10 protein-coding genes are annotated in these 11,982 nt (G+C 70.2%); 5 read left to right on the top strand and 5 right to left on the bottom strand.

Annotated features, from left to right (window positions below; all coding sequences use genetic code 11):
- Nucleotides 1-15: 15 nt before the first annotated feature.
- The 5 genes from IE307_RS46580 to IE307_RS05095 form a co-directional block, all read right to left on the bottom strand.
- Nucleotides 16-1,026, bottom strand: coding sequence for a terpene synthase family protein (locus IE307_RS46580; RefSeq protein ID WP_229904396.1), 1,011 nt, complete (start codon nucleotides 1,024-1,026; stop codon nucleotides 16-18).
- Entirely contained in the window at nucleotides 1,019-2,101 is a 1,083-nt protein-coding gene (locus IE307_RS46575; protein WP_229904395.1) for a terpene synthase family protein, read from the bottom strand. Before IE307_RS46575 ends, IE307_RS46580 begins: the two co-directional genes overlap by 8 nt.
- A 3-nt stretch (nucleotides 2,102-2,104) precedes the next feature.
- A complete protein-coding gene (locus IE307_RS05105; protein WP_229904394.1) occupies nucleotides 2,105-3,511 on the bottom strand; it encodes a family 2B encapsulin nanocompartment shell protein in 1,407 nt (468 codons plus the stop codon).
- Between the two features lie 401 nt (nucleotides 3,512-3,912).
- Complete coding sequence (locus IE307_RS05100; protein ID WP_191296235.1) at nucleotides 3,913-4,386, bottom strand: heme-degrading domain-containing protein; 474 nt, start codon at nucleotides 4,384-4,386, stop codon at nucleotides 3,913-3,915.
- Entirely contained in the window at nucleotides 4,383-5,390 is a 1,008-nt protein-coding gene (locus IE307_RS05095; protein ID WP_191296234.1) for a Gfo/Idh/MocA family oxidoreductase, read from the bottom strand. Before IE307_RS05095 ends, IE307_RS05100 begins: the two co-directional genes overlap by 4 nt.
- A 38-nt stretch (nucleotides 5,391-5,428) precedes the next feature.
- Between IE307_RS05095 and IE307_RS05090 the strand changes: the two genes are divergently transcribed.
- The 5 genes from IE307_RS05090 to IE307_RS05070 all read left to right on the top strand — a co-directional run bounded on the left by IE307_RS05090 (nucleotide 5,429) and on the right by IE307_RS05070 (nucleotide 11,953).
- Entirely contained in the window at nucleotides 5,429-6,403 is a 975-nt protein-coding gene (locus tag IE307_RS05090) for an ROK family transcriptional regulator (protein WP_191296233.1), read from the top strand.
- A 10-nt stretch (nucleotides 6,404-6,413) separates the two neighbouring features.
- Nucleotides 6,414-7,214 (top strand): helix-turn-helix domain-containing protein, encoded by an 801-nt coding sequence (locus tag IE307_RS05085; protein ID WP_229904393.1) that lies wholly within the window; start codon nucleotides 6,414-6,416, stop codon nucleotides 7,212-7,214.
- Nucleotides 7,211-7,609 (top strand): VOC family protein, encoded by a 399-nt coding sequence (locus tag IE307_RS05080; protein ID WP_191296232.1) that lies wholly within the window; start codon nucleotides 7,211-7,213, stop codon nucleotides 7,607-7,609. Before IE307_RS05085 ends, IE307_RS05080 begins: the two co-directional genes overlap by 4 nt.
- An 85-nt stretch (nucleotides 7,610-7,694) precedes the next feature.
- A complete protein-coding gene (locus IE307_RS05075; protein ID WP_191296231.1) occupies nucleotides 7,695-11,069 on the top strand; it encodes a S8 family serine peptidase in 3,375 nt (1,124 codons plus the stop codon).
- Nucleotides 11,070-11,215: 146 nt separating this feature from the next.
- Nucleotides 11,216-11,953, top strand: a complete 738-nt coding sequence (locus IE307_RS05070; RefSeq protein WP_191296230.1) for a methyltransferase domain-containing protein — start codon at nucleotides 11,216-11,218, stop codon at nucleotides 11,951-11,953.
- Nucleotides 11,954-11,982: the final 29 nt, after the last annotated feature.

The raw sequence follows: 11,982 nt of genomic DNA, 5'->3' as shown, positions 1-11,982 counted from the left end.
TCCTGCCAATCTTTTCTAGCGGGGGGAAACCAGAACTGCGGCGGTACCGAGTCCGGATGGGGCGTGGAACGACTTCCGGGCGGGGACCGGGGAGAAGCTGTACCTGCCGGTGCGCTGCGTCCACAGCAGCTCACCGGCCAGCCACGACTTCAGGGCTTCCGCGTACCGGGACAGCCCGGCCTTCGCGTCCGCGTCGAGGCCGTACTCGGTGGCGAGCGAGGGGAGTTCGGCGAAGATCGTGCCGATCTGCCGCAACCGGGCCGCGATCAGGTCGCCGACCACGTCCGCGGCCTTCTGCGTGTCGCACTGGAAGAACTGCTGCACCGCGTGCACCGCGCTGACCGTGCTGCCGCCGGTGGCGTGCACGCGCTCGAAGTTGTGCAGGTCCTGGCGCAGCGCCGGGACGTCGCCGAACGAGTCGGCCAGCGCCCTCATGGTGGAGTTGCGCAACAGCTCCTCCGGCAGCTCGGCGCGCGCGATCCTGCGCACCTGCTTGGCGGAGATGTCGGCCATCGCGGACCTGCGGCGCATCTCGACCAGGTCGATCGGGTCGGGCACCCGGCCCTGGGCGGTGTTGTGCAGCTCCCACAGCAACGCGTCGAAGTACTCGGTGAGGTCGGCGCGGTCCTCCTCGTCCACAGTGGACTGGGCGAGCAGGTCCGCGAGCCCCTTCTCGGCCGGGTTCGACGGCGGGGATCCGGCGAGGACCTCCTTGAGCCGCGCCACGAACGCCTTGCCGCCGGCCACGTTGCGGGGACGCAGGAAGCCGTCGAGGAACGCGTCGTCGACGTAGAAGCCCCAGGTGCCCCAGAGGCTGATGTCCTTCAGCTCGTCCAGCGAGGCCGTCGGGTACGCCAGCGGTGCGAAACCGCCGTAGTCGGCGGCGTCGTAGAACGCCTCGGTCCACGGCGCGCCGCCGAGCATGCCCATGTCCCGCACCCACGTCCTGGTGTGCTGCCGGACGCGGTCGACGTGCGGGGAGAGCCGTGCGGAGTAGGGCATGTCGAACGAGGGGATCTCAACCACGGGGCGCCCCCAGCCGGGCCGCGGACGTGCCCAGGCCGGTCGGCCCGCGCAGGATCGTGCGGAAGAACGCCGAGTTCCCGGCGCCACCACCCTCGACCTTGGTGTACCGGCCGGCGTGCAGGTGCCACTCGTGGCCACCGGACTGCCAGTCCTGCAGTCCCTTCACGTACTTGAGCACGCGCGCCTGCTCCTCCGGGCCCAGGGCGTTCTCGGAGAACAACTGCGGGAGCTCGGTGAACACGGTGTTCTCGAACTGGTGCAGCCGCGAGGTCAGCAGGGAGTTCACGGCCTCGACGGCGGTCTGCGTGTCGTGGCCGAAGAACTTCTCGAAGACGAGCACCCCGTTGGAGTTCTCGCCCTCCCGCAGCACTTCCCGCTCGTACGAGAAGATGTCGTTGCGCAGGTGGATCGCGTCGGAGAACGTGTCGGACAGGACCCGCAGGGGCCGGGTGCCCGCGACGGACGCGGGCACCTCGGCCGCCTCGGAGACCTCCACCAGGTTCGCCGACCACGGCGCGCCGCCGACCTTGCGGCGCATCTCGATGTACTCGATCGGGTTGGCGACCGTGCCGCTCTCGATGTTCTTGATCTCCCACATGCACTCGAGCAGCAGGTTGTGGGTGCTCGTGGTGAACCGGCGCCGCCAGTCCTGCGACATCAGCGGAATCGTCCGCTGCCACAGGTCGACGAGGCCGCGTTCGGTCGGGTTCTGCGGCTCCGGCCACGGGTCCGTGCCGTTGAGCGGCATGAACGCCGGGAGCCGGTCGAGGTAGGCCTTGGCCCCCGCCACGTCCTTGCTCTGCTTGAACTCCGCGAAGAACTCGTCGTCGAAGTAGAAGACCCAGACGTACCAGTCCGTGATGAGGTCGAGGATCTCCGCGGGCGCGTCCGGGTGGGTCCACGCGCACATGTGCCCGTAGTCGTCACCCGCGAGGATCTCGTCGGTCCACACCCCGGTGTCGAGCATCCCCATGTCCCGCGCCCACTGAGTCGAGTGGGCGCGGGCGCGTTCGAGGTGCGGGTTCATCCGCGCCGGGTGCGGCACGTAGAACTCCGGCATGGTGAAGGAGGCCAAGACCTATCCCTCGCGGCCGAGCTCGACGTGCTCCAGCACACCGATCGCGTCCGGCACCATGATGGCGGCCGAGTAGTAGGCGCTGACCAGGTAGTTGATGATCGCCTGGTCGTTGATGCCCATGAACCGCACCGACAGGCCCGGCTGGTACTCGTCGGGGATGCCGGTCTGGTGCAGGCCGATGACGCCCTGGTTCTGCTCGCCGGTGCGGATCAGCATCACCGACGACGTGCGGGTGTCGGAGACCGGGATCTTGTTGCACGGCAGCACGGGGATGCCGCGCCAGGCCGGGACCTGCTGGCCGTTGAAGTCGATGTGCTGCGGGTACAGGCCGCGCTTGTTGAGCTCGCGGCCGAACGCGGCGATCGTGCGCGGGTGCGCGAGGAAGTAGCCGGGGTCCTTCCACACGATCGACAGCAGCTCGTCGAAGTCGTCCGGGGTGGGCGGGCCGGACCGGGTGTGGATGCGCTGCTTGAGATCGGCGTTGTGCAGCAGGCCGAACGACCTGTTGTTGACGATCTCGTGCTCCTGGCGCTCGCGCAGGGCCTCGATCGTGAGCCGCAACTGCTGCTCGACCTGGTCCATCGGGTGGTTGTAGAGGTCCGCGACGCGGCTGTGGACCTGCAGCACGGTCTGGGCGACGCTCAGCTCGTACTCGCGCGGCGAGAGCTCGTAGTCGACGTACGTGCCGGGCAGCACGGGCTCGCCGTCGTGACCGGACGCCATGCCGATCTCGGCCTCGCCGTGCTCGTCCTGGGGCTTGTTGCGGCTGTTGAACGTGTGCTGGATGTGCGCGCGCAGGCCGCCCGCTTCCCCGTTGAGCGCCTGGAAGTCGGTCCACGACAGCGTGAGCACGGTGACCGGGGTGACGGCCTTGGCCGTGTACTCCCACTCGCCCTGCGGCCCCGCCAGCACCGTCTCGCCGAAGTACTGGCCGTCGGCCAGGTTGCCGAGCACGGTCTCGCCGCCGTACTCGCCGGTGCCGACCTTGTCGACCTTGCCGTGCGCGATCAGCACGACGGTGTCCTTCGGGCGCCCCTTCTCGACGATGACGTCGCCGATGCCGAACTCCTGCTGCCGGAAGCGGCCGGCGAGCGCGGCGAGCACCTCCTCGTCGTCGAAGCCCTTCAGCAGCGCGAGCTCGGTGAGCTCCTGGGGCACGACGCGGATCTCCGCGCCGATGTTCGTGAACGAGACGCGGCCATCGCCCAGCGTGTAGGTGAGACGGCGGTTGACGCGGTACGCACCACCCGCGGCCTGCACCCAGGGCAGCACCTTGAGCAGCCAGCGGGAGGTGATTCCCTGCATCTGGGGGACGGACTTGGTGGTAGTGGCCAGATTTCGTGCGGCGGCCGTGCCCAAACTCAGCTGCTGACGGCCCTCATTGAGGTCAGAATCCGTCACAGTCACAACCGGTACCCACCTATCTCACAGCGCTAATGGACCAATCCGACGAGCCGGAACGGACGTTAGTTCGCGCAATTGAGGGCTGTGAAGAGGCCAAAAAGGCGTCATTCGGGTGGGTGGCGCGAACGTGATGGCGCTACAGAGCGTACAACTGCTGCTCTGGGCAAGTGACCTTGTATCGGCAGGCGAGTGACCACGGACTATTCGCTCAACTATGGAATAGCACACTCGTTTGGACCAGTAGGATCACCCTTTCGTGCACATTGATGCGCATGATCCACTGCTATAACACACCACCCCGAGTGGGTTTGAAATCCACTCGAAGTGGTGTGTATCAAAATCGCGCTGTGTCTCTCGGTGCGGACTGCGCAGGCGTTCGGATTTTGTGTCGACGGCTATTCGTGCTATTGCGCTTCGCGGGAGTTCAGGAACGATTCCAGCGCGGTCACGACGAACGCGTGGTCCTCGGCCTGGGGCAGTCCGGAGACGCCGACGGTGCCGACAGGGCCGGTGCCGCGCACGATGACGGGGAAGACGCCGCCGTGCGCCGCGTACAGGTCCGGGTCGAGGCGCGACTCCGCCTCGAACGTCGTGCCCTTCTCGCGGAACTCCGTTCCGACGTAGAACGAGCTGTGGCCGAACAGGTCGACGACGCGGGCCTTGCGCTCCAGCCACCTGTCGTTGTTCGGCGCGGTGCCGGGCAGCGAGGCGTGGAAGAGCCGGTGCCCGTTGCGCGTCACCGAGATCGCGATCGGCAGGCCCTGTTCGCGTGCGGCGTCGAGCAGGTGCAGGCCGAGGTCGATCGCGACGTCGTTGCCGAAACGACTGAACTGGAGCTGTCGTTCCTGGGTCAGGAGTTCTTCGGTCGTGGGGCTCACAGGGTCACCACCCGGTTCTCGCGTGCGGACAGGAAAGCGGCCTCGATGACCTTCAACGCCGCCACGGCGCCAGCGGGGTCGACGGGCACTCGGCCGGCTTGGATCTCGGCGTAGAAGGACTGGTACGCGCCGGGTTCGACGGCGACCTCGGTGATCTCGTCGAGCACGCCGAGCCGGCCGGTGCGCTCTTCGCGGCCCCAGCCGGGATCGGTCGGGCGGCGGCCGGCGGCGAGCGCGTCCTCCTGCTCGTCGAGGCCGCTGATCTCGAACGCGCCCTCGCTGCCGAGCAGCCGGAAGCGCGGCCCGTGGTTCGCCGCGTGCGCGTTGGCCCACAGGTGGGAGCGGACGCCGTTCTCGTGCGTCAGCGCCACGAACACGTCGTCGTCCACCAGCACGCCGGGACGTCGCAGGTCGAGTTCCGCGTAGACGGTCCTCACCGGACCGAACAGGTGCAGCGCCTGGTCGACGAGGTGCGCGCCGAGGTCGTAGAGCAGGCCGCCCGCCTCCTCGGGGGCACCGGACTCGCGCCAGTTGTCCCAGACCTCCGGGATCCAGCGCTCGAAGCGGGACTCGAACCGCCGGACCTCGCCCAGCCGGTCGGCGATCTTGCCGACGGTGAGGAAGTCGCTGTCCCAGCGGCGGTTCTGGAACACCGTGAGCGGCACCTGCGCGGCCTGCGCCGCGGCCACGAGCTCGGCCGCCTCCGCGGACGTCGGTGCGAACGGCTTGTCGACCACGACCGCGACGCCCTTGCCGATGGCGCGCTTCGCGTGCTCGACGTGGGTCTTGTTCGGGGTGGCCACGACGATCAGGTCGAGGTCCAGCTCGAACAGCTCGTCGGCGGTCACGATCTTCGCGTCCGGGTGCGCGGCGCGGGCCTGCGCCTGCCGCTCCGGGTTCGCGGTGACGATCGCGACGAGGTCCATGCCCTCGGTGGAGGAGATCAACGGGGCGTGGAAGACCCGCCCCGCTATGCCGTAGCCCAGAAGTCCGACTCGAGTCATGCTTCCGATTAAAGCAACGCTGTTGAATAATTGCGACCGTGGACCTCACCTCGCTGCGTTCGCACAACGACAGGACAGTGCTCAGGCTCGTCCGCTCAGGGGCTCTGAGCAGGGCTTCCATCGCCGCGGAGGCGGGCCTGACCCCGCAGGCGGTCTCGAAGATCGTGGCGAGGCTCATCGAAGCGGGCCTGCTGGAGGAGACCGGGACCGTGCGCGACGGGGGCCGGGGCAAGCCCCGCACGTCGCTGCAGCTCGCCGCCGGCGGGGCGTACGCGTACGGCGCCTACGTCGACCGCGACGAACTGCGCGTGGTGAAGCTCGACCTGACCGGCGAGGTCGTCTCGACGTCGTCCGCGCCGCTGGCTCCCATGTTCACGCCCTCGGACGTGCTGGACGCCCTCGAACCGCTGGTCGAGGTGGACGAGAAGGTGCTCGGGCTCGGCATCGGCATCGCCGGTCCGCTGGACTTCCGCAGCGGTGTCGTGTCTCCGAACGGGCTGCCGGGCTGGTCCTCGGTGCCGTTGCGGGCGCTGGCCGAGGAACGCCTCGGGCTGCCGGTCGTCGTCGACAAGGACACCAACGCGGCGGTGCTCGCCGAGGCGTGGCGACGACCGCTGCGGGACGCGGCACTCGTGTTCGTGGGCACCGGTCTGGGCGTGGGCCTGCTCCTCGGAGGAGAAGTGCACCGGGGCGCGCGGTCGGGTGCGGGCGAGTTCGGCCACACGACGATCCAGCTCGACGGGCCGTTGTGCGTGTGCGGACGGCGCGGGTGCGTCGAGGCGGTGCACGCGACCACGACCGGCGTCGAGGCGGCACGGGTCCTCGCCGCGGCCGTCACGAACCTGGTGCAGCTGCTGGACCTCGACCAGATCGTCCTGAGTGGACGCAAGGTGCTGGAGTCGCCGGAGCTGTACCTGCGGGCGATGCCCGATGTGGACGTGAGCGTCACGTCGTACGGACCCGACCTCGTGCCCGTCGGAGCGGGACTGCTGGTCCTCGGCGAACTGTTCTAGCATCGGGGACGTGGACGTCGAGCACGTCGTCGGCCTGCCGCACCCGCGGCTGCGGCCGTTCGTCACGCGGTACTCCGGGTATCGGATGCGCACCGAGCCCGGCATCCACCGCGGCCTGCCCTCGCGCTCGCTCACGCTCGTCGTCACCCTGGACGGCACCGTCGACCTGTCCGGCGGCCGGTTCGCCACGCTGTGCGGCGGGCTGCACGACGAGGCCGTGATCATCACCCACGACGGGTTCCAGCACGGCGTCCAGTGCGACCTCACGCCGCTGGGGATGCGGGCGTTCTTCGGCATGCCCGCCGGGGAGCTCGCCGGCGTGACGGTCGGGCTCGACTCGCTCGACGCCCCGGCCGCCGAGCTGCGCGAACGGTTGCGGCACGCGCCGACGTGGACGGACCGGTTCGCGCTGCTGGACCTGCTGCTCGGCAGGTTGGTGAAACCCGTGCGCCAGCAGGTCGAGGTCGCGTGGGCGTGGCACCGGCTCGCGGCCGGGGCGCCGGTGAGCGAGATCGCCACCGAGGTCGGGTGGAGCCGCCAGCACCTGAGCGCCCGGTTCGCGGCCGAGTACGGGCTCACGCCCAAGGTCATGGGCCGCGTGATGCGGTTCGAGCGGGCGAACCGGATGCTGCGCGGGCAACGGCGGCCGACGTTCACCGAGGTGGCCGCCGCCTGCGGCTACACCGACCAGGCGCACTTCAACCGGGACTGGCGGGCGCTCGTCGGGGCGACCCCGACCGAGTGGATCGCGGCCGAGCTTCCATTCGTACAAGGCGGCGAGCACGGGCAGGGCGCAGAGTTGCTCCCATGAGCACACCCGCACCCACCTGCTGGCCCTGTCTGTCCTATCAGGACGCTCCTGCCGCCGTCCGCTTCCTGGTGGAGGCGTTCGGCTTCGAGGAGCACCTCGTCGTGCCGGGGGAGGCCGACGGCGAGGTCGTGCACTGCGAGATGGTCTGGCCCGAGGGCGGTGGGGTCATGCTGGGCTCCGCCGTGCGCTCGGTCGGCGAGGTCGAGGCGACCAAGGCCGGCGCCGGGTCCATCTACGTGGTGACCGACCGGCCGGACGAGATCCACGCGCGGTCGCTGGCGCACGGGGCCACCGAGATCCGCGGCCTGCGCGACGAGGACTACGGCTCGCGCGGGTTCACCGTCGCCGACCCCGAGGGCAACCGCTGGAGTTTCGGCACCTATCGCGGAGCGTGAGGCAACCTGCACGCCGCGTTCGGAGTCTTCCCCGTTGGAGAGGTTCACACCTAGGGGAGGACACGTGCGCTTAGCACGATGTTTTGTGATCACCGCTCTCGCCGCCGGGCTGCTCAGCCCGGCGGCGACGGCACAGGCGGAACCGTTGCGAGGTCAGAAGACCTCGACCATCACGTTGATCAGCGGGGACGAGGTCGTCGTCGACGAACGCGGTGGGCTCGTCCGGGTCGAGGGGCGGCCCGGCATGTCGTTCGCGCAGTACGTGCGCGACGACCACCAGTACGTGGTTCCGGCGGACGCGGTCGACGCGCTGAGGCAGGACCGCGTCGACCAGCGGTTCTTCGACGTCACCTCGTTGCACGGCTACGGCTACACCGACGACAAGACCGACCGGATCCCGTTGCTGACCAACGGTTTCCGCGCGGCCTCCGCAGTGCGGAAGAAGGACGCCGCGCAGCAGTGGACGGCACGGCGCACCAGCGCGTTGGGCGCCGAGAAGCTGTGGCTCGACGGCAAGTCGAAGATCTCGCTGACCGAGAGCGTGCCGATGGTCGGCGCGCCCGGCGCGTGGGAGGCCGGGTTCGACGGCACCGGCGTCACGGTGGCGGTCCTCGACACCGGTTACGACCAGAAGCACCCGGAACTCGCGGGCGTCGTGTCCGTGTCCAAGGACTTCACCCCCTCCGGCATCCAGGACGACATCGGCCACGGCACGCACGTCGCGGCCATCGTGGCGGGACGGGGCAGCCAGCACGTCGGCGTCGCCAAGGGCGCTTCACTGGCGGTGGGCCGGGTCTGCGAGGCCGAGTGGTGCCTCGACAGCGCGGTGATCGCCGGCATGGAGTGGGCCGCGCGCGAGGTGAGGGCCAAGGTCGTCAACCTCTCGCTGGGCGGTGACCAGTCCGACGGCACGGACCCGTTGTCGGTGAAGGTCAACGAGCTCACGGCCGAGACCGGCGCGCTGTTCGTGGTGGCGGCGGGCAACGCCGGCACCCGGCGGCAGGTCTCCGGACCGGCCGCGGCCGACGCGGCCCTGGCCGTGGCGAACATGACCAAGCAGGGCGCGCTGGAGGAGTGGTCGTCGCGCGGACCGCGGCTGAACGACCACGCGGTCAAGCCGGACATCGCGGCACCGGGCACCGACATCGTGGCCGCGCGCGCCGAGAACACGTTGTGGGACCACGCCGTCGACGACCTGCACGCGCGGCTGACCGGCACCTCGATGGCCACGCCGCACGTGGCCGGTGCCGCCGCGGTGCTCGCGCAGCGCAACCCGGACTGGAAGGCCGCCGAGCTCAAGGCCCACCTCATGGCGACGGTGAAACCCGTCGAGGACAAGCCGGTCAACGTCGGCACGGGCCTGCTCGACGTGCAGCGCGCGGTGACGCAGCAGGTGCGGGCTTCGGTGGGCAGCCTGTCGTTCGGGCTGCTGGAGTGGCCGCACACCGGGACGTCCACGAAGACGATCACCTACTCGAACGCCGGCGCCGAGCCGGTGTCGCTGACGCTGCAGCACGACCTGGGCGCGCACTTCGCGGTGCCGTCGTCGGTGACCGTGCCGGCTCGGGGCAGTGCGTCCGTCGACGTGGTGCTCGACCCGCGCAAGGGCGTCGGCACGTTCTTCGGGCACGTCAGGGCATCCGCTCCCGGCGTCTCGGTGACGACCGCCGCCGGCGCGTACGTGCAGGAGGAGCGCGCCACGCTGACGTTGTCGATGACCGGCCGCGACGGCAAGCCCGTCGCGAGCGAGTTCGTCGTCGTGGTCGACATGGCCACGCAGGAGGCCTCGGTGGTCACCATCGAGAACGGCACGGGCTCGGCACGGCTGCCGGTCGCGGACTACGCGCTGATCGGCCGCATCGACGAGCTCACGCCGAACTACGCCTGGTTCACGCCGGTCTCCGCGACCGAGGTGGCCGGCCGGTTCTCGTTGCGCGCCGACACCTCCGTGGCGCTGGACGCGAGGCAGGGCGAGGAGATCCGCGTCCAGCTCCCGGAACGCGACTCCGAGGTCTGGTACCGGGACGCGCAGCTGAGCGTGCCGTTCAAGCCCGGCAAGATCAACGGTGTGGCCAGCATCGTCGACGGTCGGGTCCCGCTGTACGGCCTGTCCTTCGGTCCGCCGCTACCTGAGCTCACCTACGACTCCGGGCTCAAGGGCGGGCAGCCGCTGGTCTCGGTCGTCGGCGGGTTCCCGGTGCGCTACTTCGAGAGCAGCAAGTACCTCTCGCCCGGTGACCACGACCTCGGCGTGGCCGAGCGCGGCGCCGACGTGCGCGGCAAGCTGGCCCTCGTCCGCCAGGCGGGGGAGGACCCCTACGAGGTCGCGCGGGCGATGCAGGACGTCGGAGCGGTCGCCGTGCTGTGGGCGGGGCCGGTGCCGTTCGGGTACGGCGAGCAGACCGCGATTCCGGTGATCGCGGTGGCGGAACACCACGTCACCACCACGCCGCCGAAGCTGAAGCTGCGTGCCATCGCGGGTTCGCCGGTCTCGTACACCCTGTTCCTGCGGGACAAGGGCGCGTTGCCGGTCGGGCTGAAGAAGGTCCGGCACTCGGAGCTCGCCGAGATCAAGGCGCGCTACCACACGTCCGGTCCGGACGGCTCGGTCCTGCAGCGGAACTCGCCGGTCGTGGGCGGTGTGCTCGGCAGGGTGCTGGACGAACGCCTGTCCGCTCCCGCGCAGCGCACCGAGTACTTCACGCCCGGCATCTCCTGGTACCAGGAGGGTTTCGACGGCCGCAGCTCCGGCGCGGGCGACGACGGCAGCGCCACCTCGTGGGCGGACCTCGAGCCCGTCACGTTCCAGGCGGGCAGGAAGTACGAGCGGACGCACCTCCGCGCGATCACCTCACCCCGTCTCGGCGGTTCGTCGGTGGTCACGTGGGCCGACGGTGGCGGTGTCGAGCGCGTGGGCGACTCGATCAACGCGCGCGTCTCGCCGTTCGGCGGCTCCGGCTGGGTGGAGAACTGGCACCGCGGTGGCTGGGGCACGCTCGAACTGCGGCACGACGGCGTCACGCAGGGCTACTCCGACGTCCGGCAGGGGTCGTTCCACGCCCCGGCCAGGAACGGCCGGTACGAGCTGCTGCTGGACGCCTCCCGTGACGCGCTGGCGTTGTCGACGTCGGTCCGCACCGAGTGGGGGTTCTCCGGCGCCGCCGACGGCCGGTTGCCGTTGCTGGAGGTGGACTACTCGGTACCGGTCGACCTGCGCAACAGCTGGAAGGCGGGGCTGGCGATGCCGGTGAGGTTCACCGCGTCGCGCCCGTCGGGCACCGTGCGTGAGCTCCAGGCGTACGCGTCGTTCGACGACGGCCTCAACTGGGTGCCCGTGAAGTCGGTCGTTCCCCCTGGCGGGAAGGCCGGCGGCTACGTGTCGCTGCGAGTGGTGGCCCGTGACACCGAAGGGAACTCGGTAGACCAAACGGTCCTGCGCGCGTACCGCCTCCGGGCGTAACCGCACGGCCGTTCGGTCGTTGTACTCACCTGCGGCACCTGCCCCGCCGAGCGCGAGACGATGAAGGACGCGGCGTCTCCGCGCCCAGGGCAGGTGCCGCCATTTTCGGTGGCCGGCCCGGTGCGCCTGTGGTGGCATGTCGGCTCATGGGGACTTTCGAGGAACTGGTGGCCGAGGGCGCGGCCGTGCCGCTGGAGGGCTGGGACTTCTCCTGGTTCGAGGGCAGGGCCACCGAGGAACGGCCGCCGTGGGGGTACGCCGGACTGATCGCCGCGCGGCTGGCCGTCGTCTCGTCGGCCCTGGACCTGCAGACCGGCGGGGGAGAGGTCACCGCGTCGGCGCCCGTCCTGCCACCGCGGATGGTCGCCACCGAGTCGTGGCCGCCGAACGCCGTCGTGGCCTCCCGGCGCCTGCCGCTGGTCGTGCGGGTGCCCGACGACGGTCCGCTGCCGTTCCGTTCCGGGGTGTTCGACCTCGTGATCAGCCGGCATCCCGTGGTGACGCCGTGGGAGGAGGTCGCGCGGGTGCTGAAGCCCGGTGGGACCTACTTCTCGCAGCAGATCGGGGCCGGGACGAACCGGGAGCTCACCGATTTCATGATGGGGCCGCAGCCGGTGGGCGAGGCCCGCGGCACGCCGGCCGCCCGTGCCGGCGCCGAGGCCGCGGGGCTCGAGGTGCTGAAGCTGGAGCCGGTGTCGCTGCGCGTCGAGTTCTTCGACGTCGGCGCGGTCGTGCACTTCCTGCGGAAGGTGCTGTGGACCGTGCCGGGGTTCACCGTGGAGGGATACCGCGACCGGCTCCTGGACGTGCACTCGCACATCCAGGAGCACGGCCGGTTCGCGTGCACCTCGACCCGGTTCCTGGTCGAGGCCCGCAAGTACTAGTGCGGTGACCACCAACCCTTGCCGGGTTA

It is taken from the genome of Lentzea cavernae (assembly GCF_014653695.1).
Taxonomy (GTDB): Bacteria; Actinomycetota; Actinomycetes; order Mycobacteriales; family Pseudonocardiaceae; genus Lentzea; species Lentzea cavernae.
The sequence above is the reverse complement of the archived record's forward strand: the minus strand, read 5'-3'. Positions and strand labels throughout refer to the sequence as shown.